Raw genomic sequence first — 22,806 nt, 5'->3', positions numbered from 1 at the left:
CCCGACCGCTGAGGTCGGGCTTTTTGGTGGTTAGCACAAGCGCTAGTTGCCTACGGCCGCGGCATACCAGCGGCTGGTCAGGTTCTGCTGAACTGGTTGAGCAGGGTAAGCAACAGGGGTTCGGTAATGGGAATCTGAGGCATTACCAAGTTGTGCTCTCTAGCCTCCAAATAGCTAATCAGCCAGAAAAAGTCAGGAGCATCGGTTTCCACAAAGGCCATTTGCCAATCTGTAAACCACCGGCTGCTGGCTGCCTTATTGCTAAGCAGCTGTACGTTCTGGTGGCGCTTATCCCGCTGAATCTTAACATAGAGGGCATGCACCTCGTGAGCGGGCCCTTCCAGTACCTGCACAAAATGCCCGTCGCTGCCATAACAAAGCAGGCCCGTAATTCCGTGTGCTCTATTCCACGCCCTCGATTCCTCAAGCAGTTCAGTGAGCTGCACGGCCGTGAGGAGCTCCACCGCCTGGCTGCGGTAAAGCAGATGCTGCACCCTGGTATCGAGTTCGAGCAGCACTTGGTTTAAGGTACGCTCGCCCTGGGCGTAGGATTCGAGCAAATCAAACTCGTATTGGTCGGGGGCCAGGTGCGTATCGGCTGTTAACGCTATTGCCAGGGCAATGGCGCGTCGGCGTTGCGCCTCATCTTGTAGTTCGGTCATCCAGGCTGTTTACGGCAAAAGCTCCATATAAATCGTTCAGTAAATACCTATACTGAATAAATAAATAGCCGACTGTAACTATTACCTGGCTCCGGTAGGGGTAGCGTGCTGCCCCATCTTCCCTAAACCAGGCTGCTACGCGCCCCGTGGCCTACCTCCTTACGCGCGTCACCTGGCTATACTATAGAGGGGTAGCATTGCACATTTCGGAATCAAAACCGGGAGCTGGTGGTGCCCTACTTGCCCTTATTTCTTTGCTTAATAGAACCCGCTATTTGGGCAAAATGTGAAGCAGTGCAATAAAAAATCCCCCTCAACGTACTGCTGAGGGGGATTAAGTGGCTCCGCTGGGATTCGAACCCAGGACCCGTACATTAAAAGTGTACTGCTCTACCAGCTGAGCTACAGAACCGATACCTTTGTTCTCACAACCGCGGTGTGCTACCGTGTTTGTGGGTACAAAAGTACAGCATCGATTTTATTTTAACAACCTTGACGCTAAAAAAAACTCGTCTGGGGCCGCTGCTTATTTGGCTGGCCTTACTTATTCAGTTGCCATTCTGGGCGTTGGGGGCTGCACCCGTCGAAATATTTTTTTCAAAAAAAGCTCGCCAGCTGCCGCCGCCCGACCTGCGCCGGGCCGACTCGCTGTTTGCGCAGGGGCAGTACGGGGCTGTTTTGCCGCTTTACCAAGCCCAGGTATGGCAGCAGCGCCGGGTATCGGCGCAGCTTTTGTTGCGCTTGGCTTATGCCCAGCACCAATTAGGCCACTACCCCGCCGAAATGCTGTACCTCAACCTGGCCCTGGCTCGGCAGCCCCGCCTCAGCACCTGGCGGCAACTCGTGAGCCTGGCGCAGCGCCAGCGCCTGGTAGGCTACCCCGGCACCTGGCAGCAAGAGGCGCGGGTACAGGTGCAGCGCTACTACTACCCCGTGCTGCAAGGGCTACTGAGCGTGGCGGTGGTGGTGGTAGTGGGCCTGCTGCTGCGGCGCCACCGCACTAGCCCCGGCCAGTGGCTGGCGTATGGGGTGTACCTGCTGGCGGCGGGGGCCTACCTGGGCCTGCTGCGGCCAGTGCCAACGGGCGTGGTGGCGCGGCCTGGGGCGGCTCTCATGGCGGGGCCGGGCGCAGGCGCTACCTGGCTGAGCACGGCAGCCCCCGGCGACCGCCTCTTGGTGCTGGGCCACCAAGATATCTGGCTGCGCGTGCGTTGGCAGGAGCGCATTGCCTATTTGCGGGCGACTGATGCGTTTATTATCGAGTAAGAGTTGTCGTCTTGTGATAGTAGTTGGCTCACACTGATGGGGTGCCTTATCAAAAACAGCGGGGGTAGAACTGGCTAGCTGCCGGCCCTACCCCCGCTGTTTTGTTTGAGCGCGGGCTACGTGCTTTTCTTATTCAGAATTGCAACGACTTACTACTTTGCGACTAGCATGGAGCGCAGAGCGAATTGAGCCGCCCTACCCCCTCTGAAAGCGCTTAGTTGAAATATACTTGGTACTGGGCCACTACGGCGCTACGGCGCGAGTCCACTACGTTGAGGCCATCGCTGGCGCGGGTGATGTAATAGGGGCGGTTTTGGTAGGCTAGGGTAAACTTGGACGTGTGGCCCGAGAGCAGCCAGTTAATGCCCATGTCGAAGTAATTCACGTCGTCGCTGAGGCGGGCGTAGCGCGAATACTGGTAGCTAAAATAGGGCATGAACGTGGTGCCGCCCACCAAGTTATCTTTCAGCTTATAGCCGAGCTGCGTATAAATAACGTTGCCGGTGCCAAACTGCGGAAACGAATTGCCGAAGCCGCCAATGGTGTTGTTGGCCGGGTTGCTGGTGCCGGTGGCGGGGTTCATGGGCGCATTGTTGCGAATGTAGCCGGGGCCGTAGTCGAGGTGCATGGCAGCGGCGTAGAAGCTGACGCTGGCCGCGTCGGGTGCGGTGCTCAGCGGCGCGTCGTAGAACACGTCTACGGCAAACTGTTTCATGGCCTTGGCCAACGTATCGGCGCTGGTGGCCGACGCGCGGTACCACACGGCCTGGGGCTGCACCAAGAAGCCAGCGCCCACGTTGAACACTGCTTTCTTGCCCAGATAAGTGCCAGCCGCGTAAGGCGTGAGGTTGCTTTCCTGGTCTTTAAACTGGTACTGGAAGTAGCCCTGGTATTGCGCCTTGGGCGGGCGGCTTGAGAAAGTAGCGTTGGTGCCGATAACAGCAGTGTAGCCCACCGCTTTTTGGTATAGCAGCGGGTCGGCCACGGCCAGGCGGTAGTCGAGCTTGCCGAGCTTACCCTTGGCATACACGCTAAGCTTGCGGCCAAACTGGTCGTTCACGTCGTTGGTAGTTTCTTCCACTAGCGGCAGGTCGAGGCCCATGATGGTGCCCGACGACGACGAGGCGTAGCGCGCCAGGCCGTTCCAGGCGCCGAGGCCGGCGCCCAGCGAGAGCTTGTTTTTGATAATCGCGTACTCGCCCACGGCATCGTGCAGGAAAAAGCCGCCCGTGCCGCTTTGGCTGGCGCCCGGCGTGCCGCCGCTCTTACGGTCCGAGTCGTAGGTTAAGTTATTGATACCGAACTGCGAGTAGATGAATACACGGTCGGTGAGCTGGCCGTACATCTGGATGCGGAAGCGCCGGATGCCAATGTCGTAGGTGCTGGGCTTGGCGTAGCCGCCCACGGTGGTGCCGGGGTTGCTCTGGTTGTAGCGCAGCCACACCTGGTTGAGCAGCGTGAACTTGACGTAGTGGCTGGCGTCGGCGTTGAGGGGCAGTTTGCCGTCTTTCAAAAAGAAATTGGGCGCCGGCGTGGGCTGCGGGCGGCTAGTGGCCTGGTCAGACTGCGTTTGGGACGGCTGGCCGGGTTGGCCGGGCTGGGTTATTTGGGGCTGGCCGGCGGCGGGCTCGGCTTGGGCGGGGGGGGTAGGCGGGGTCGTGGGCGTGGTTTGGGCCAGGGCTAAACCCGGCAAAGCAAGGGCCGCGCTGAGCACAGCGGGAGCTAAAAGTAACTTCATTCCAAGAGGAAATGGTGAAAAGAAAACCGGTCTTTTTCGCTCAAAAACAAGCGAAAAAGACCGGTAAAACACCTCCTCAAAGCATGAGCTTCGCGTGAGGCCGCGCGCAGGGCAGGCTATAACTCGCCTTCTTCCTTGCGGAAATTGTTCAGTACCATCTTGTCCATCAGGCCTGGTAGCCACTTATTCAAAAAAACCACTAATTTTCCTTCCCCGGTGAGCACGAAGCCCCGCTGGCGTTGCTCCACGGCTTTGCGCAGGTGCTGGGCCACTTCTTCGCTGGTCATCATCTTGCCCTCGTCGCGGGGGGTCTCGTTCTGGGTTTGGCCGTTGGCTAGCAGCGCGGTGTGGCGAATATTGGAGGCCGTGAAGCCCGGCGCGGCCGTGAGCACGTTTACGCCTTCGGGCAGCAGCTCGGTGCGCAGGGCTTCGAGGAAGCCGTTCATGGCAAACTTGGAGGCCGAGTAGCCGGTGCGGCCCGGCAGCCCGCGGTAGCCGGCAATACTGCTAACGCCCACAATGGTGCCCTTGCTGGCCAGCAGGTGGGGTAGGGCCGCCTTGGTGGTGTACACAGTGCCGAAAAAGTTGGTTTGCATGAGCTGCTCGATGACTTTCACCTCGACGTCGGCAAACTTGGCGCGCATACTGAGGCCGGCGTTGTTGATGAGGACGTCGAGGCGGCCAAAAGCAGCTACGGTTTCGGCCACGGCGCGGTCGGCATCGGCCACCAGGCCCACATCGCCCTGCACGGTGCGGTGCTCGATGCCGGCAGTGGCCAGCTCGGCGGCCGTAGCGGCCAGTTTGGCCGCGTCGCGGCCCGTGATGACGACGCGCGCGCCGGCCCGGCCAAACTCCAGGGCGCAGGCGCGGCCAATGCCCGAGGTGCCCCCGGTAATGAGAACAACGTTGTTTTTCATGCGTGTATTAGGTGGGCGTTTTGCCCGGTTTTGTCGTGAGGCAACTGGCACTTTACCCCTGCCTGGCGGGCGAGCCAGATGCCCTACTCCCCCACCGGGCGGCGGGCCACGGCCAGCCCCACTGCAAACCTACGGCCGGCGGCGGGGCCGTCGCTACTGCCCTGCCAACGAGGCAGAGCGGGCAAACCGCGCAAGCCGGACGATTCGCATGGCTCAAATTTCCAGTCCTCAAGCTGGTTAGTCGATTTTCGCGAAACAGTGCGGTTCCTTTATGCTTACCTTTAAACCCGCGGGCTATGGGCAGTAAATAGTCCAGGTAATTCGCTCATTTCGTCTTCATTTTCAGCATGGTGCAAAATTTACCTTCGTGGGCAAAATGGTTGAGCAGCTTGAGTTTAGTCATGCTGCCGATGCTGAGCTACGCCCAGTGCCCCGCGGCCGCCAGCTGCACGCCGGGCAGTGCCAGCAGCGCGCTGGCATCGGCCTACAGCATGGGCATTTATAACGTGACGCTGGGCGGTATTAACAACTCAACGGCCAACTATACCGATGGCTACAAAGACTATAGCTGCACGCTGGGCGCGAGCCTAATCGTGAACACGGCCGCGGCCATCAGCATTCGGAACGGCACGGCGGCCAACGAGAACGTGCGGGTCTGGATTGACTACAACAACGACGGGCTGTTTGGCACTACGGAACTGGCTTTCAGCTCTGATAATAAGGTGCTGCACACCGGCACCATCACCCCGCCCGCCACGGCTGTGCTGAATACCCGGCTGCGCATGCGCGTGGCCTCAGACTACGCCAATATTGCGGTACCTACGGCCTGCTCTACCCCCCAATACTCGCAGGACGAGGACTACGCCGTGACCGTGACGCCCAACTTTAGCGCGCCGGTGGCGGCCTTTTCGGTCGATGCGACGACTACCTGTTCGGGCCGCGTGCAATTCACCGACCAGAGCACCAACGGGGCTACGGCGTGGCTCTGGGAGTTTGGTGACAACACCACCAGCACGCAGCAAAACTCACTGCACACCTACGCCACGGCCGGCACCTACCAGGTGCGCCTAACGGCCACCAACGCCAACGGCACCAGCACCAGCGCCGCTACTACCATTACCTACAACGCGGCCGTGCCGGTGGCGGCTAGCTGCGCCGGCTTGGCCGCCACGGCCAACTGCTGCAACTACGGCATTACGCGGGTGCAGCTGGGCACTATCGACAACGCATCGGCCGACGGCAGCGGGGGCTACCAGGATTTTACTTGCCCGCAGCGTACCACCCTCACGCTGGGGGTAGCCAATACGCTGCGCATCAGCACGGGTGGCACCAACTTGCACGACACCCGCGCCTGGCTCGACCTAAATAACGACGGTGTTTTTGCAACCTCCGAAAAAGTATTGGAAGTGTTGAATTCGGCCAGCCCCAGCGCCACCTTCACGGTGCCGGCCACGGCCACGCTGGGCCAGCCGCTGCGCCTGCGCCTGGTGGCCGACGGTGTGGGCACCAACCCCCAGCCGTGCGTGGCCCCTACCCTGGGCCAGGTAGAAGACTATACCGTGACGGTGGTGGCCAATACCAACGCCCCGGCGGCGGCCTTCACCTCCAACTACGTGGCCGGGGCCTGCACCACGCCAGCCAATACGTACACCTTCACCGACCAAAGCACCAACCTGCCCACGGCGTGGCTGTGGAGCTTCAGCCCCAGCGCGGGCGTGTCGTTTGTGAATGGCACCTCGGCTACTTCCCAAAACCCGCAGGTGGCTTTTGCCACAGCCGGCACTTACTCCGTAACGCTGCGCGCTACCAATGCCAACGGCAGCAACACCTTCACGGCCAGCAACTACCTGCTGGTGCAGGTGCCCTGCCTCACGTACTGCCCTGCCAACGGCGGCTACGCCACGGGCTTGGCCAGCTCGTTCTGGATTACGAATGTGAGCGTGAGCGCGGCGCCGGGCGGGGCGGCGTTCAGCAACACCTCGGGCAATGCGACGGGCGGCTACGCCCTATTTGCAGCGTCCACAATTGGGGTGCAGGCCGGGGCCACTCAAACCATTACGGTAACGACCAACCAGGCTTTTAGCCACCGCGTTACCATTTGGGCTGATTATAACCGCGATGGCGTATTTGCCAACACTACCGGCGCGGCCGGCGAACTGCTCTACAATGGCACCAGCACTGCGATTACTAGCTCGACACAGGTGACTATTCCGGCTAGCGTAGCCCCTACCCGGCTGCGGGTACTGGTGGCCCTCAATAGCAACACGCCCAACCCCTGCGCTACCAACCAGGGCGAGGCCGAAGTGGAAGACTACTTCCTGAGCGTGCCTACCCCCCTGGCTACCCGCGAGGCGCAGGCCCTGCCCGCCCTCACCGTAAGCCCCAACCCTACCCCCGACGGCCGCTTGCAGCTGCAAGTGAGCGAGGCCAGCGCCAGCGGCACCTACAGCCTAGCTGTAGAAAACCTGCTGGGCGCGCGCCTGCTCAGCGGCCAGGTGCGGCTGGGCGTGGCGGCCCCCGCCGCCCTCGACTTGGCCCCGCTGCCCGCCGGCCTGTACCTGCTGCGCCTCACCAATGCCCAGGGGCAAACGGCCCTGCGCCGGGTGGTACGCCAGTAGCCCTACCCCTGCTTATTCACGCCACACCTTCCCTTCCCGAGCCGGCCACCGCCGGGTGGCCAGCTTTCTTTCTGGTTCTCATTTCCTATTCTCGTATGCGTGCACTTTTACTTCGCTGGCTACGGCTGGTGCCTCGGCTGGCACTGGTGCTACTGGTGCTGGGAGTGGCCCGGCCGGCCCTCGCTACCCACCTGCTGGGGGGCGAGATGTCGTACCAATACCTGGATGCCAACGGCCCCGCGGCCACGCCTTTCCGGTATCAAATAATGATAAAGTCTTACTTCAATGGACTTTATACACCGCAAAACCCTAACGGCATTGCCGCGCCGCCGGCCAATGTCAACGTATCAATCTTCAACCGCACCACGGGGCAGATTCTGCAAACGGTGTCGGCTACGCGGGCCACGGCGCTGGGCAGCCCGGTGTACCCGCGGGTACCTAGCGGCTGCGTGGTATCGGGGCCGAGCCAGCCGTTTTACCTGCTGCGCTATACCGTCACGGTGTCGCTGCCCGCCACCGTCGATGGCTACTACGCTGTGTATACGCTGGGCGCGCGCAATACCACGCTCACCAACATTAATAATACGGGCAACAACAACGTGCCCCTTACGCTGTACGTGAGCATGGCGCCGCCGCTCATCTACAACCGCTCGCCGGTATTTTCGGATACGGCCGTGGCCATCGTGTGCACCAACGATACCACGGTGCTGCTCAACAACGCCGTGGACGCCGACGGCGACCGCCTCATTTATTCCTTCGGCACGCCCTATGCCAACTTGGCCAGCAACACGTCGTTTCCGCCGCTGCCTACGTCGGTGCCCTATGTGGCCGGCTACAGCGCCGCCGCGCCCTTTGGACCCGGCGCGGGCAATTTTGCCTTGATTAATGCCAACACCGGCACGGCCCGCTACGGCGCTACTACCACTGGCCTCTACGGCATTGCGGTAGATGTGGGCGAGTACCGCACCATCAACGGCCGCGAAGTACTTATTGGCACCACCCGGCGCGATTTGCAGCTAGTGGTGGCCAACTGCCCGGCCACCAAAGCGCCCGTGCTACCCCCCGCCGTGGTTACGCCCCGCACCTACACCATCGAGGAAGGCCAGTCGTTGAGCGTGCCCATCACGGCTACCCAGGCCGACGGCCACCCGCTGGCCCTCACCCTGAACAGCGTATTGCTCGACGGGGCGGGCGGCTTCAACGCCAACTTCAACGGCGATGCGGGTACCGTGGTAGCCGGCAACCCCACGGGCACGGCCACCGCCACGGGTAGCGGCACGGTGTCGGGCACATTTGTCTATAACTCGGCTTGCGGCGAAGCCCGCACCACGCCCTACGACGTTGTTTTTTCGGTAAAAGACAACGGCTGCGCTGGCAAAACCGCCGCCGATGTGCTGCGCATTACGGTGACGCGGCCCAGCGGCCCCACCGCCATCAGCGGCGACCAAACCGTGTGCCTCCTCAATACGGTGAGTACCTACACCGCCACCGGCGGCACTGCTCCTAGCGTGCGCTGGCGGGTGGTAGGCGGCACCTTTGTGGGTACCAACGTGGGCCGCACCGTGCAGGTGCGGTGGACTACGCCGGGTGGTGGCACGCTCGTAGCCAAGGGCTTATCGACCTACGGCTGCCTCACCGACTCGGTGGCAACGCCTATTTCGGTGGCGCCGGCGGGCACGCTGGCTGTGGCCGGCGCCCTGAGTATTTGCCAGGGCGGCAGCACCGTGCTGACCGTGACGGGCGGCACCGCTCCCTACACCATCGTGGGGGGCGGCACCACCCAAACGGGCAACGGGCCCTTTACGGTGGCCCCCAATCAAACCAGTATTTACACCATTACGAGTGGCGCGGCCACGCAGGGCTGCACCGCCAGCAGCCAGGTAACCGTGACGGTGGTGCCCCTACCCCCCGCCAACACCGGCGGGGCGGCGCGCGCTACCTGCTCGGGCGTACCTATTGCGCTGGGCGCCGCCCCGGTGGCCGGCCTCACCTACAGTTGGAGCCCCGCCACGGGCTTGAGCAGCCCCACTGTAGCTAACCCCACCCTTACGCTGACGAATACCACCGGCGCTCCGATTACCCAGACCTACACCCTCACCGTCGCCAACACCGCCACTACCTGCGTGAATACGGCCACCGTGGCCGTAACCGTGAACCCGCCCGCCACGGCAGCGGCCGGGCCGGCGCAGGCGGTGTGCGACAAGCAGACCATTACGCTGGGCGCCACTGCCCGGCCGGGCTACACCTACCAGTGGACGCCCGCCGCCAACCTTAGCAGCCCTACCGCAGCCCAGCCGGTACTCACGGGGGCGAATACCACTAGCGCGCCCATCATTCAGAAATACGTGGTGGTGGCGACTACCGCCCTCGGCTGCTCGGCCAAAGACTCGGTGCTGATTACCATCAACCCGCGCCCGGCGGCCGATTCTATCGCGGGCCCGCAGTCGGTGTGCCCAACCATTACGGGCGTGGCGTATACCATTCGCAACCCGCACAGCACGGCCTACCAGTGGACCGTGACGGGCGGCACTATTGCCAGCGGCCAGGGTACTACCGCCATTGTGGTGAACTGGGGCGCGGCCGGCACCGGCGCGGTGCGCGTAAGCTCAACCAACGCCCTGGGCTGCTCGTCGGATGTGTTTACGCTGCCCGTCCTCCTCAACCAAGTGTTGCAAACGGCCAAACCTACTGGCCCCACCAGCGTGTGCCAGGCCGATGGCCCCTACCCCTACCAAACGCTGGCCACCAACGGCTCGTCGTACGCCTGGCAATTATTTGGCACGGCCCGGGGCACGCTCACAAATACAGGTAATTCGACCAGCATTCGGTTCACGCAGCCGGGCCTGGCCAAGCTGGTGGTGACGGAAACCAGCAACCCTGCCGGCGGCATCTGCCGCGGCGTGAGCGACACGCTCTACATCACCGTCAAGCCGTCGCCCTCGACTGTCATCGCCATTCAGGGCCCCACCCGGTTCTGTTTTAACAGCGGCCCGCAGACCTACTCCCTACCCGGCGCGGCGGGCTCGACTTACGCGTTTCAGCTTAATGGCGCCGCCATTGCCAATACCGGCGGCACCGTAACCATTCCGGCCAGCACGGCGGTGGGCACCTACACCCTCACCGCCCGCGAAACCAACGCGGGGGGCTGCACCGGCCCGCTGTTTAGCAAGACGTTCACCGTTGACCCGCTGCCGGGCGCGGCCACCATCAGCGGGCCACGCTTCGTGTGCCTGGCATCGGCGGGGCTGACGTATACCGTGGCCAACGCTACCCCCTCCTCTACCTTCCAGTGGACGGTGGTGGGCGGCACCATCGCCGCGGGCCAGGGCACGGCCAGCATTACGGTGAATTTTCCAAATAATACGCTTACTAACAAGACGGTGAGCGTGGTAGAAACCTCGCAGTTTGGGTGCACGGGTGCCCCAGCAGTCGTTACCGTAGTGCCCGACAATGCCCAGACGCCCCAGCTGACGCTGGCCTCGGTAGTGGCCACCGACAACACTAAAGTGACGCTCACCTTCAGCGTGGCGGGCGCCAGCGCTACCCCCAACCCCGTGCGCGTGCTGCGCCGCGACGCGGGCAGCACCGCCGCCTACGTGCAGGTGGGTACCGTGGCCGCCACCGCCACCACCTTCGTCGATGCCACCGCCAACGCCGCCCAAACGGCCTACCAGTACACCCTGGCCCTCACCACCGGCTGCGGCGATGTGCTGCCGGGCAATGGCACCGCTACCACGGTGCTGCTCAAGGCCCTGGCCACACCCGGCACCGGCGGCCGCAGCCAAGGCTCGGTGGCCCTAACCTGGACGGCCTACCAGGGCTTCGTAGTGGCAGGCTACCGCCTCTACCGCCAAGATGATAACACGGGCAGCTACAACCTGGTGGCCACGCTGCCCGGCAGCACCTTGCAGTATAGCTTAGCCAATACGGGCCAGGGCTTTAACCAGTGCTTCCGGGTAGTAGCTTTTGAAAGCCAGGTGACGCCCGGCACCCCGTCGCGCGAGTCGAACTCGAACACGGCCTGCGTCGATTTCGCTAATAAAACGGCTTTCTACAACGTCATCACCCCCAACAACGATGGCCAGAACGATAAGCTTGAAATCGATAATGTGCAGCTCTATCCCGGCAACTCGCTCACCATTTTCAACCGTTGGGGGCGCGAGGTTTTTGCCACCACCAACTACAACAATACCAGCAACTACTGGGGCACCGACCCCAACATTGCGGCCGGCGTGTACTACTACCTCTTCAAGCTACCCAACGGCACCAGCACCAAAGGCTGGGTCGAAGTGGTCAAGTAAGAGTCCAGATTAACGAGGATTTTAGCAGGTTCCACGAATTTTGTGAACGCCTGGCTTTCATCTGGCAAAAGTCACTTTAAGAGAGTAAGGAAAGGCTATTAAAACGTCCTGCTTCGACAAGCTCAGCAGGACGTTTTAATAGCCTTTTTTATACGCTCAATAGCCCGCTTCGGCAGGCTATAAACTGGCTTTTGCGAGTCAAAAACCAGTTGGTTAATTACTGACACCAAATCTGATTCTTTTCTGAGGCTATGGCTGAATAACTTAGCTCTTGGCGCAGCTAAGCCCGACTGCCAGCGGCTACTACCGGCGCGGTAAGCGGCTTAATTTTGAGGCTGCTAGAAGTTACTGTATGAGTTCACCGCGCTCGCAAAACCCGTTTTTGTTGGTTTTGCTCACCGTAGGCTTGCTGGGCCTGCTTTCCCTGCTGAAACCAGGACTAACAGTGGGGGGCGTGGCGCTGCGCCCCGTGCGGCTGCTGGCCGATGTGCTGCGCCGCCCCAGCGCCACCCGCCAGCCGGCCCTACCCCCTCCCAATGGACTAGGCACTGGCGCCAAGGCAAACACCGCCACTGCCGCCGCTAGCCTACCCCCTCCTGCCGACGATGACCCCGCTGCGCCACCTAAAGCGCCGGCCGTAGCCAACCTGGGTGGGCTCGACAGCTTTTTGGCGGCGCTGCGCCAAACCAAGGCCACGGGCAGCAAAACCCGCATCGCCTACTTCGGCGACTCCATGATTGAGGGCGACCTCGTGACCGGCGACTTGCGCAACAGCTTGCAGGCGGCCTTTGGCGGTACGGGCGTGGGCTTCGTGCCCATCAACTCGGTTACGGCCGATTTTCGGGAAACCATTCACCAGTCGTTTTCGCCCGATTGGCGCGAGTACAACTTGGTGTCGGCCAAGCTACCGGCTACTTACCCGCTGGGGGTATCGGGGCACGCTTTTTTGCCGCGCGAGCTGGCCGCCGATAGTGCCAGCGGGCGCGCCGATACCAGCTGGGTGCAGTACCAAGCTGGGCAGCGCTTTGCCGGCACCCGGCGCTTTGCCGAGGCGCGGCTGTTCTACGGCTCCGGCTCGGGCCACGACGAGGTACTGGTTACCACCGACGGCCACCGCGTGCCGCACGCCCTGGCGCCCACCGGCCCACTCAACGAGCTGATACTGAAGCCCGGCACCCCCGCCCGGCGGATGCGGCTGGCGTTTGCTACCCACGGCCCGCGCCCGGTGTACGGCGTCAGCTTCGAGAGCCCGCAGGGCATTACGCTGGACAATTTTTCGTTTCGGGGCAACAGCGGCATGTCGCTCACGCGCATCCCATTTAAGCAGCTCGCCGCCTTTGGCCAGGCCCTCGATTACCGGCTCATCATCCTACACTACGGCGTAAACGTGGCCAACGCCAGCGTGCAGGACTATACCTTTTATGAGCGGGCCATGACCCGCGTGGTCGACCGCATGCAGCGCGCTTTTCCGAATGCCAGCATCCTCATCGTGGGCATGAGCGACAAGAGCACGCGCCTCGACGGCGAGTTCGTGACCGACCCCAGCGTGCCGCGGCTGTTGGCCGCCCAGCAGCGCCTGGCCCGCCGCACCCACGCCGCCTTCTGGAATTTGTTTGAGGCGATGGGCGGCGAAAACACTATGACGAGCTGGGTAGAGCAGTCGCCTCCGCTGGCCAACAAAGACTATACCCACCTCAATAGCCGCGGCGCCTACCGGGTAGCAGGCTTGCTCTATACCTACTTGATGGAGGAGTATAACCGGCCAGTGGGCGCCCCGGCCGCCGTGCCAGCTGCCCCTACCCCCTCGCCACGCGCCCACCCCGATAGTTCGGCGGGGCCCACGGCAGCGCTGCGGTAAAGTATAATCTCGGTTGTCAACCATCCATTAAGTAGCGTCTGTGGTCAGTAAATAAAAAAGGCGGTTATGCCGAGCGCGGCGCAGCATCTCGCGTGCCTCGTTGAATAATTAGATTACTGCTGCTGCGCTGCGCTCGGCATGACTGTCTCTTTTGCTTCAACCTGTTTCAAAACACCTACTCACTTCGCTTCATGCCGATGCTTTTCCGGTGCCTACTTGCGTGCTGCTTGCTGCTGAGCCTCAGCCGCCCGGCGCGGGCGCAGGCCCGCGACCCGCTCGACAGCCTGCAAACCGCCTACCCCTTTCTACGCACGGCAGCCAACCGCATCGAGAATGCGCCGCTGGGCTTGCAGCACTTTTACCAACGGCTGGCGCAGCTGCCGCTGCACCCGGCCGGGCTACCGGGGGGCCGCGTGAGCGTGGTGCACCTCGGTGATTCGCACCTGCAAGCCGATGAGTTTTCGGGCCGGGTGCGGCGCGAGTTGCAACGCACGTACGGCAACGCGGGGCGCGGGCTGGCGTTCCCGTTTCGGGTGGCGGGCACCAATGGCTCGCCCACTTTCCGCACGGCGGCCACCGGCGGCACCTGGCGCACCAAGCGCGTGCTAGCCGCGCCCGATAGCACCTTGCCAGTTGGCCTAAGCGGCATTTCGTTGGCTACCACCGATACGGGCGCGGCGTTCACGCTGCGCATTCCGCTGCTGCCGCGGCCCGACTACCGCTTCACCAAACTTACGCTGCTGCGCCAGCCCAGCCCCGCGGCCTTCGACTGGCAGGTGCGCGAAAGCCACGGCCGCCTGCTGGGCCAGCTGCCGGGCCAGGGCAGCAGCGTGGCCGCCGCCCTACCCCTCGATTCGCTCCGCAGCTTTGTGGAGCTGCGCGCGGCCCGCACTAGCGCGCGCCAAACCGGCGCGCTGCTTTACGGCCTGCTGCTGGAAAACGGCCAGCCCGGCATTTTCTACCACGCCATTGGTGTGAATGGCGCGGCCGTGAGCCACTATAACCGGGCGCCGCTGTTTTTTGAGCAATTACCGGTATTGCAGCCCGATTTGGTTATCATTTCGCTCGGCACTAACGATGCTTACGCCGTGGGCTTCGACCCGGCCGTGTTCGAACGCCAGCTCGATACGCTCGTCAGCCGCCTGCGCCGGCGCTGCCCCTCGGCCGACGTGCTGCTGGCCGCCCCCGCCGACTCGTACCGCGCCCGCCGCTACCCCAACCCCGACCTGGCCCGCCTCGGCGCCGTGCTGCGCGCCTACGCCCAGCAGCACGACCTCGCCTACTGGGATTTTGCCGCTGTGCAGGGCGGCGCCGGCGCCATTCGGGCGTGGCGGGCGGCGGGCCTGGCCCAGGCCGACCTCGTGCATTTTACCACCAAAGGCTACGACTTGCAAGGCCTTTTGCTTTACCTCGCGCTTCAGAATGGATTTGCTTCGCGCCCTTATTAATAAGATTGACCTCGACCGGCTGCTCAGCCAGTTTGCCTACCACCCCAAGAGCCCGCTGATTTTCAATACGGGGTTCTTTTTGCTGCTCTTTCTGGTCTTTCTGGGCATCTACCAGCTACTGCGCCACCACCACCGGGCGCGGCTGCTGTACGTCACGGCGTTTTCCCTTTTCTTCTACTACAAGTCGAGCGGCTGGTACTTTCTGCTGCTGGTTTTCTCCACGATAGTGGAGTACAACTTCGCCCGTTGGATTGCCGACTCGCCTACCCAGGGCCGCCGCAAGCTGCTGCTCACGCTCAGTCTGCTCGTCAACCTGGGCATGCTGTTTTATTTCAAGTATACCAACTTCTTTCTCAGCGGCTTCCAGGCGCTCACGGGCCAGCCGGTGCCGGTGCTGCACGTGCTGCTGCCGGTGGGCATCTCGTTCTACACCTTCCAAACCCTGAGCTACACCATCGACGTGTACCGCGGCCAGATTAAGCCGCTGCGCAGCATCTGGGACTTTGCTTTTTTCGTTTCCTTTTTTCCGCAGTTGGTAGCCGGGCCCATTGTGCGGGCGTCCGATTTCATTCCGCAAATTCCTAAAAAGCCTTTCCTCTCGCGCGAAGACATGGGTAGGGCGGTGCTGCTCATCGCGGCGGGCTTGTTTAAGAAAGCCGTTATTTCCGACTACATCAGCCTGAACTACGTCGAGCGCATTTTCGACAACCCCGGCCTGTACAGCGGCATCGAAAACCTGCTCGGCGTGTACGGCTACGCCCTCCAGATTTACTGCGATTTTTCGGGCTATTCCGACATTGCCATTGGCATTGCGCTGCTGCTGGGCTACCGCCTACCCGTCAATTTTCTGTCGCCCTACCAAAGCACGAGCATCACCGAATTTTGGCGGCGCTGGCACATTTCGCTGTCCTCCTGGCTGCGCGACTACCTCTACATTCCGCTGGGCGGCAACCGCAAGGGCGTAGTGCGGCAGTATATCAACCTGTTTCTGACCATGTTGCTCGGCGGACTGTGGCACGGCGCGTCGCTCACGTTTGTGCTGTGGGGCGCTATGCACGGCGCGGCGCTGGCCGTGGATAAGCTCTTTCAGAAGGTCATCAAGCCGGGCGATAACTGGTTGGTCAAGCTGCTGGGCTGGGTTATCACCTTCCATTTTGTGTGCTTCTGCTGGATATTCTTCCGGGCCGGCACCTTTGAGGTGGCTACCCAGGTCATCCACCAAATTACCCACGCCCTACGGCCCGATTTGCTGCCGCAAGTGGTCGGGTCGTTCCGGCCGGTGTTTGCACTGGTGGCGCTGGGCTACGTGCTGCACTTCCTGCCCGACGGGTTTACGTTCCGGCTCGAAGGCGCGATGGGGCGCCGCTCGGTGGTGACGCAGGCCGTGCTTATCACGGCCATTATCTGGCTAGTTATTCAAGTGAAATCAGCCGAGATTCAGCCGTTTATCTACTTTCAGTTTTAAGCTGGCTATTTCCCAGCTGCTAAGCACGACCAGGCCGGCTATGGGCTGCTGGGGTTGCCTTTGGGCTAGCAAACTACCCGTACCCCGGCTGCTCGGTATCGAGCCACTAGCTCGGGCGGGGCTTGCTGGTCCGTCACCAACGTTCCGATGGCCGAAAGCGGAGCAAATTGCAGGTACTTATCCTGCTCTAGCTTGCTAGAGTCGCACAATAAGTATACGTGGCCCGCGCCAGCCAGCACGGCCTGGCTGATGCTGGCCTCCGGCTCGCCGTTGGCGCTCAGGCCACGTTGCAGCGATAGCCCATCCACACCCAGAAATGCTTTGTCAACCGCGTAGCGGCGCAGCTGTTCCACCGCTAGCGCGCCGTGCACCGCCTGCCGGGCCGCATCTACTTCGCCCCCAATTAGCACAACCTGCACTGCAGAGCCCACCAGCTCAAACAAGACAGGTAAGGAGTTGGTGACTACCCGCAGGCGCAAATGCCGGATGAGGGGGCACAGCAACACGCTTGTGCTGCCGCAGTCCAGAAAAAGCGTGTCGCCTTCGGCCACGTGTCCGGCGGCTAGTTGGCAGATATATTCTTTCTGGGCCAGGTTAGCGGCTGCTTTGCGGGCAAAGGCCACCGGATGCTTGGCTACGCTGGGCAACACCGCCCCGCCGTGCGTGCGCACCAGCAGCCCCTGCGTGGCTAGCTCGGCCAAGTCGCGCCGAATAGTGATGTGGGTAGTACCCAGGTGCTGCGCCGCCTCGGCCACCGTGAGGCTGCGCTGCTGCTCCAACGTGGTGAGAATGTAATGCTTGCGGAGTTGAAAATTCATGCGGCTGTAGTAGTTTGCCCGTAGCAATCACAAAGAAACACATTCGAACTCAAACAAACATTTTTTAGCGCATGAACGAACGTATTTGCCTCCGCGAACAGACAGTGTTGTCCGATGACTGGTACACCCTACGTAAAATAACTTTTGATTACCAGCGTAAAAACGGCAGCTGGGAAACGCAGGCGCGGGAGGCCTACGACCGGGGCAACGGGGCCACCATTCTGCTGCACAACCCGCAGGCCGACACCGTTATCCTAACCCGACAGTTTCGGCTGCCAACCTTCCTCAATGGCAATGCTTCAGGCATGCTCATCGAAGCCTGCGCCGGGCTCCTGGACGATGAACAGCCCGAGGTAGCCATTGTGCGCGAGACTGAGGAGGAAACTGGCTACCGCCTCCTGGCCGTGGAGAAGGTAATGGAGGCCTACATGAGCCCTGGCTCGGTTACGGAGCGACTTTTTTTCTACCTGGCCGAATACTCGGCGGCCACGGAGCGGCTGGCCGGGGGCGGCATCGAGGAAGAAGAGATTGAGGTGCTGGAACTGCCGCTGGCGCAGGCGGTGGCCATGATAGCAACGGGCGAAATTCAGGATGGCAAAACCATTATGCTCGTGCAGTACCTGCGCCTTCGGCAGCTAACTACCCAAGCCAACTTACTAACTTAAAATCTTTTTAACATGCTGATTCTCATTGCTGGCCCCTATCGCAGTGGCACCCACGACGACCCCACCCGCATGGCGGCCAACCTACACCGCCTCGAAGCGGCCGCCCTGCCTTTGTTTCGGGCGGGCCACCTACCTGTTATCGGCGAGTGGCTGGCCCTACCCCTGCTTCGGCTGGCCGGCTCCGTTCGGCCCGGCGATGCGCCCTATGAGGAGATTCTGTACCCCGCCGCGCACCGCCTGCTGGCCCGCTGCGAGGCAGTGCTGCGGCTGGAAGGGGCTTCATCGGGTGCCGACGAGGACGTTCGGCTGGCACTGGCGCGGGGCCTACCCGTGTACTACCGCTTGGAGGATGTGCCCGGCTATGTAGCTGCCTAATTTGGCTTGGGTGTTTAGTCGCTTCCCGTTTTAGATTTACTGGCGCGAGGCGGTGCCCCCTACCAGCCGCTCGTCTTATGAAAACTCTCCTCCTCACGCTGCTCCTGGCCGCTACCCTTCCCGCCTCGGCCCAGACCCTACCCCCTCGCACCAGCGGCAACCCCTTGTTTCCGGGCTGGTACGCCGACCCAGAGGCGGCTATTTTTAGCAAGCAGTACTGGATTTATCCCACCTACTCGGCTCCTTTCGACCAGCAGGTGTACCTCGATGCCTTTTCCTCGCCCGACCTTATCACTTGGACCAAGCACCCGCACATCCTCGACACGGCCCGCGTGAAATGGGCGCACCGCGCGATGTGGGCCCCCGCCATTGTGGCGAAAGGCGGCAAGTACTACTTGTTTTTCGGGGCCAACGACTACCACCCCGAAAAGCCCAACGAGCCAGCCGGTGGCATCGGCGTGGCGGTGGCCGACAACCCGGCTGGCCCCTTCAAAGACTACCTCGGCAAGCCGCTGGTGGGCACCATCGAAAACGGTGCCCAGCCCATCGACCAGTTTGTGTTTAAGGACGGCGATGGGAAATATTACTTGATTTACGGCGGCTGGCAGCACTGCAACATTGCGCGCCTCAAGGACGATTTTACGGGCTTCGTGCCCATGGCCGATGGCACAGTGTTCAAGTCCATCACCCCCCAGGGCTATGTCGAAGGCCCGTTGCTGTTTCGCCGCCAGGGCAAGTACTACTTCATGTGGAGCGAGGGTGGCTGGACCGGCCCCGACTACTCGGTGGCCTACGCCGTGAGCGACTCGCCCTTCGGCCCTTTTAAGCGCATGGGCAAGATTTTGGCCCAAGACCCCAAAGTGGGCACCGGCGCGGGGCACCACTCCGTCATTCAGGTGCCTGGCACTGATAAGTGGTACATCGTGTACCATCGCCACCCACTCGGCGACCAGGATGGCAACCACCGCGTGGTGTGCATCGAGGAAATGCACTTCGATGCGAAAGGCCTCATTGAGCCCGTGAAGCTGACGACGACCGGCGTGGCGGCGCAGCCGTTGAAGTAAGCCACCTTAGCGAGTACCCTCACAAGCCTCTTTTGAAGCTGGGGGGTAGGGCCCCACGCTAGGGCGGCAACGTAACTTTGCGGCCCTCACCGCCACAAGTTATGCCTAGCAAAGCCACCAAGCTCGCCAATTCCATCCCGCCCGAAGCCCTTCAGCACGTCGAAATTCAAGACATGGTGGCCGAAGGCAAATGCCTGGTTCGCATCAACAACCTCGTAGTTTTCGTCAATCAAGTAGCCCCCGGCGACGTGGTGGATTTGCGCATCAGCAAGGCCCACAAGCGCTTTATGGAGGCAATGCCGACCCACTTTCACAAGTACTCCGAGCTGCGGGCTACCCCCTTCTGCCAGCACTTCGGCACCTGCGGCGGCTGCAAGTGGCAGCACATCAGCTACGACGCGCAGCTGCGCTACAAGCACCAGCAGGTGGAAGACACCCTGCTGCGCATCGGCAAAGTGGCGATACCCGAGGTACGCCAAATCATGCCTTCGCCCGAGCGCAAATACTACCGCAACAAGCTCGAATACACGTTCAGCTTCATGGGCTGGCTGACGGAGGAGCAGATTAAAGACGAAACCGCGGCCTACGACCGCCGCGTGCTGGGCTTCCACACGCCCGGCCGCTTTGATAAGATTATCGACGTGGAGCACTGCCACTTGCAGCCCGAGCCGAGCAACGAAATCCGCCTCTTTATTCGCGACTACGCCCGCGAGCTGAACCTGCGCTTTGGCAACATCATCAAGCAAACCGGGCTGCTGCGCAACCTCATCGTGCGCACCGCCGAGAGCACTGGCGAAACGATGGTGATTTTGCAGTGCTACCGCGAGCACCAGGCCATTGAGCCGCTGCTCGATGCGGTGTACGCCAAGTTTCCGCACATCACCTCGCTCAACTACGTGCTCAACGACAAGGGCAACGAAACCTTCCACGACCTCGAAGTAGTGTGCTACAAGGGCAAACCCTACATCGAGGAGGAGATGGAAGGCTTACGCTTCCGCATCGGCCCGAAGTCGTTTTACCAAACCAACTCGGCCGGCGCCTACAACCTCTATAAGGTGGCCCGCGAGTTTGCCGAAATCAAGCCTACCGACCTCGTGTATGACCTTTACACCGGCGCTGGCACCATCGCCAACTTCGTGGCCCGCCAGGCCAAGCGCGTGGTGGGCGTCGAGTACGTGGAGCAGGCCGTACTCGATGCCCGCGTAAACTCCGAAATCAATGGGGTAGGGAACACCGAGTTCTTCGCCGGCGACATGAAGGATATGCTCACCGAGGCCTTCACCAGCCACCACGGCCACCCCGACGTCATCATCACCGACCCGCCCCGCGCCGGCATGCACGAAGACGTAGTGAAGCGCCTCGTGGAATTGCGCACGCCCCGCGTCGTCTACATCAGCTGCAACCCCGCTACCCAGGCGCGGGACCTAGAGTTGCTGGACGAGGTGTATAAAGTGACCCGCGTGCAGCCGGTGGATATGTTCCCGCACACCCACCACGTGGAGAATGTGGTGCTGCTAGAGTTGCGGTAAATCTTAATGCTTCTTACGTGAAAAACTACAAGATAAAAGCTAGTGATTTCAAACAGCTTATCGAACCGATGGGTGGTTGTATAGCACCAGATACGATAACGGTAGAAGGATTGCCGGTTCGCTTTATGTATCGCGCCGAGCCCAGTAATGACGTTGATAGTGGCTGGCAGTTTTTCTCCGGCACCGAATCACAAGAATACATTGATGATTCGAGTAATTCAGCCATTTACGATGTCAATACTATTGCAAATTATGACCCGGCAATTATTCAGTATCTGCACTATCCAACAGGGACTGACCTTATACGTGTAGAGGGTTCAGATGAATTTATTGAGGTATAATAATTAGTTCTGTCATGCTGACGAAGGAAGCATCTCATCAGATTTACACGATGGCTGTTCCCCTCTGGTAAAATGCTTCCTTCGTCAGCATGACAAACGCACAACATATAAACCATGGACTACTTCAACGACCCCGAGCTAAACGGTAAATACCTGGGCACGATTACCAAGGATTTTGCTACCGCCTCCGATACGATTAAGGAAGCTTCTTACCAAATCCGCAAGCGCGAGATTTCGCAGTACCCGGTGTTTGTGTTTGCCCGCCAAACGGTGCAGCTCGGCAGCCTGCTCATCAACGGCGACGAGCTGGACCTGCAATGGCACGTCTTCGCCTCCTACCTCGAAATCCTGACCCAGCAAGGCATCGTGGACCCCGATAAAATCGAGGATTTCAAGGAAACCTGGAAAGACCCCGACGAATTCTGTTGCCTCTTCGTGGTGGATGAGGAGTTCACGAATTTCGTGTATATCCCCTACCCCGAGGATTAGCGAAACGCTACAAGAACGGTCATGCTGAACGCAGGGAAGCAGCTCTACCGCATCGTTGAACGAGTCAAACGGTGCGGTAGAGCTGCTTCCCTGCGTTCAGCATGACAGCCGTTTTGTTCTGCAAGAAGGCTTAAAAGTGGTTGAAGCCCTGCGCCCGTAGCGGTACGGCCTGGCCCGACTTCGTGATGAGGTTCACCGCGTCGTTTTGCTCGGTGAGGTGGCCGATGACGGTGATGTCGGGGTGGTTTTTAATCTTGGCGTGGTCGGCCACCGGGATGGTGAAGAGCAGCTCGTAGTCTTCGCCGCCGTTGAGGGCCGCCGTAATGGGGTCGAGGTTGAACTCGGCCGCCGCTTCGAGGGTAGGGTTGGCCATGGGCAGGTACTCGCTGAACACGCGGGCGCCGGTGCCGCTGGCGGCGCACAGGTGCAGCACCTCGGAGGCCAAGCCATCCGAAATATCAATCATGGTGGTGGGGTGCACGCCCAGTTCGCGCAGCTCGTGCACAATGTCGAGGCGCGCCTCGGGCTTAAGCTGGCGCTGCACCACGTAGTCGTAGTTTTCGAGTTCGGGCTGAGTGTCGGGGTCGGCCAGGAAGGCTTGTTTTTCGCGTTCTAGCACTTGCAGGCCTAGGTAAGCGCCGCCAAGGTCGCCCGATACGCAGAGAATGTCGGTGGGCTTGCCCCCGCTGCGGCGTACGGCCTGGCCAGCCGCCACCTGCCCCAGCGCCGTAACGCTGATAACCAGCCCCGTACGGCTGCTGGTGGTATCGCCGCCCACTAAATCGACGCCGTAGGCCTCGCAGGCGGCGCGCATACCGGCGTACAATTCTTCCACGGCCTCGACCGTGAAGCGGGGGGGTAGGCTCAGGCCCACCACTACCTGGGTGGGAGTAGCAAACATGGCCGCCACGTCGGACACGTTGACGGCTATCGACTTGAAGCCTAAATGCTTGAGAGGCGAAAAAGAGAGGTCGAAATGCACGCCCTCGACCAGCAAGTCGGTCGTGACCACTACTTCCTGCCCGGCGGGTGGGGCCAGAATGGCGGCATCGTCGCCGATGCCCAGGATGGTAGAAGGCTGCGTGAGGGTGATAGCGTGCTGCAAGCGGCGGATGAGGCCAAACTCGCCGAGGTCGGCCAGCGGGGTGAGGTCAGACATGGAAAAGTGGAAAATGCCGTTGCCGGCAGAACTAGTAGAAAGGCCTCAAAATTACGCCGTTCAGTCGGGGCCGAGCGGCGTAATTTTGGAGGA

At 61.2% G+C, this 22,806-nt stretch carries 17 protein-coding genes and 1 tRNA gene; 12 read left to right on the top strand and 6 right to left on the bottom strand.

Annotated features, from left to right (window positions below; genetic code table 11):
• Positions 1 to 77: 77 nt before the first annotated feature.
• Together GO988_RS11940 and GO988_RS11935 are read right to left on the bottom strand one after the other, a co-directional pair.
• Complete coding sequence (locus GO988_RS11940; RefSeq protein WP_157565684.1) at positions 78 to 662, bottom strand: BLUF domain-containing protein; 585 nt, start codon at positions 660 to 662, stop codon at positions 78 to 80.
• Positions 663 to 1,001: 339 nt separating this feature from the next.
• Positions 1,002 to 1,074 (bottom strand) — tRNA-Lys (locus GO988_RS11935).
• An 80-nt stretch (positions 1,075 to 1,154) separates the two neighbouring features.
• Between GO988_RS11935 and GO988_RS11930 the strand changes: the two genes are divergently transcribed.
• Entirely contained in the window at positions 1,155 to 1,928 is a 774-nt protein-coding gene (locus tag GO988_RS11930) for a hypothetical protein (RefSeq protein ID WP_157565682.1), read from the top strand.
• A 214-nt stretch (positions 1,929 to 2,142) separates the two neighbouring features.
• Here GO988_RS11930 and GO988_RS11925 read toward each other — a convergent pair whose 3' ends face one another.
• Complete coding sequence (locus GO988_RS11925) at positions 2,143 to 3,666, bottom strand: hypothetical protein (protein WP_157565680.1); 1,524 nt, start codon at positions 3,664 to 3,666, stop codon at positions 2,143 to 2,145.
• A gap of 116 nt (positions 3,667 to 3,782) precedes the next feature.
• Positions 3,783 to 4,583: an SDR family oxidoreductase gene (locus GO988_RS11920; RefSeq protein ID WP_157565677.1), complete on the bottom strand. Its 801-nt coding sequence runs from the start codon at positions 4,581 to 4,583 to the stop codon at positions 3,783 to 3,785.
• A 401-nt stretch (positions 4,584 to 4,984) separates the two neighbouring features.
• On the opposite strand from GO988_RS11920, the gene GO988_RS11915 reads away from it, so the two are divergent.
• The 5 genes from GO988_RS11915 to GO988_RS11895 all read left to right on the top strand — a co-directional run bounded on the left by GO988_RS11915 (position 4,985) and on the right by GO988_RS11895 (position 16,273).
• Positions 4,985 to 7,201 carry a GEVED domain-containing protein gene (locus tag GO988_RS11915; protein ID WP_198172683.1) on the top strand — a complete coding sequence of 739 codons (2,217 nt, stop codon included), beginning with the start codon at positions 4,985 to 4,987 and terminating at the stop codon, positions 7,199 to 7,201.
• A gap of 95 nt (positions 7,202 to 7,296) precedes the next feature.
• A complete protein-coding gene (locus GO988_RS11910; protein WP_157565673.1) occupies positions 7,297 to 11,502 on the top strand; it encodes a T9SS type B sorting domain-containing protein in 4,206 nt (1,401 codons plus the stop codon).
• 352 nt (positions 11,503 to 11,854) lie between these two features.
• Entirely contained in the window at positions 11,855 to 13,360 is a 1,506-nt protein-coding gene (locus tag GO988_RS11905) for an SGNH/GDSL hydrolase family protein (RefSeq protein ID WP_157565671.1), read from the top strand.
• Positions 13,361 to 13,551: 191 nt separating this feature from the next.
• Entirely contained in the window at positions 13,552 to 14,808 is a 1,257-nt protein-coding gene (locus tag GO988_RS11900; RefSeq protein WP_157565669.1) for a GDSL-type esterase/lipase family protein, read from the top strand.
• On the top strand, positions 14,783 to 16,273 hold the full coding sequence (locus GO988_RS11895) for an MBOAT family O-acyltransferase (RefSeq protein WP_157565667.1): 1,491 nt from the start codon (positions 14,783 to 14,785) through the stop codon (positions 16,271 to 16,273). Before GO988_RS11900 ends, GO988_RS11895 begins: the two co-directional genes overlap by 26 nt.
• Before the next feature lie 65 nt (positions 16,274 to 16,338).
• On the opposite strand, the gene GO988_RS11890 is transcribed toward GO988_RS11895, so the two are convergent.
• The gene (locus tag GO988_RS11890) at positions 16,339 to 17,091 is read right to left on the bottom strand and encodes a DeoR/GlpR family DNA-binding transcription regulator (protein ID WP_157565665.1); all 753 of its coding nucleotides are present in this window, start codon (positions 17,089 to 17,091) and stop codon (positions 16,339 to 16,341) included.
• Between the two features lie 71 nt (positions 17,092 to 17,162).
• On the opposite strand from GO988_RS11890, the gene nudK reads away from it, so the two are divergent.
• The 6 genes from nudK to GO988_RS11860 all read left to right on the top strand — a co-directional run bounded on the left by nudK (position 17,163) and on the right by GO988_RS11860 (position 21,554).
• Positions 17,163 to 17,756 carry a GDP-mannose pyrophosphatase NudK gene (nudK, locus tag GO988_RS11885; RefSeq protein WP_157565663.1) on the top strand — a complete coding sequence of 198 codons (594 nt, stop codon included), beginning with the start codon at positions 17,163 to 17,165 and terminating at the stop codon, positions 17,754 to 17,756.
• A gap of 12 nt (positions 17,757 to 17,768) precedes the next feature.
• Complete coding sequence (locus GO988_RS11880) at positions 17,769 to 18,131, top strand: DUF4406 domain-containing protein (RefSeq protein WP_157565661.1); 363 nt, start codon at positions 17,769 to 17,771, stop codon at positions 18,129 to 18,131.
• A 77-nt stretch (positions 18,132 to 18,208) separates the two neighbouring features.
• Positions 18,209 to 19,195, top strand: coding sequence for a glycoside hydrolase family 43 protein (locus GO988_RS11875; protein WP_157565659.1), 987 nt, complete (start codon positions 18,209 to 18,211; stop codon positions 19,193 to 19,195).
• A 101-nt stretch (positions 19,196 to 19,296) separates the two neighbouring features.
• A complete protein-coding gene (gene rlmD / locus GO988_RS11870) occupies positions 19,297 to 20,724 on the top strand; it encodes a 23S rRNA (uracil(1939)-C(5))-methyltransferase RlmD (RefSeq protein WP_157565657.1) in 1,428 nt (475 codons plus the stop codon).
• A gap of 17 nt (positions 20,725 to 20,741) precedes the next feature.
• Positions 20,742 to 21,065, top strand: a complete 324-nt coding sequence (locus tag GO988_RS11865; protein ID WP_317164853.1) for a DUF2185 domain-containing protein — start codon at positions 20,742 to 20,744, stop codon at positions 21,063 to 21,065.
• A gap of 114 nt (positions 21,066 to 21,179) precedes the next feature.
• On the top strand, positions 21,180 to 21,554 hold the full coding sequence (locus GO988_RS11860) for a hypothetical protein (protein ID WP_157565655.1): 375 nt from the start codon (positions 21,180 to 21,182) through the stop codon (positions 21,552 to 21,554).
• 130 nt (positions 21,555 to 21,684) lie between these two features.
• Here the strand turns inward: GO988_RS11860 and thiL are convergent, their stop codons facing one another.
• Positions 21,685 to 22,713 (bottom strand): thiamine-phosphate kinase, encoded by a 1,029-nt coding sequence (gene thiL / locus GO988_RS11855; protein ID WP_157565653.1) that lies wholly within the window; start codon positions 22,711 to 22,713, stop codon positions 21,685 to 21,687.
• Positions 22,714 to 22,806 lie beyond the last annotated feature (93 nt).

It is taken from the genome of Hymenobacter ginkgonis (assembly GCF_009755225.1).
GTDB lineage: Bacteria > Bacteroidota > Bacteroidia > Cytophagales > Hymenobacteraceae > Hymenobacter > Hymenobacter ginkgonis.
Note: the sequence above shows the minus strand (reverse complement) of the source record. Positions and strands in the feature narration are given on the sequence as shown.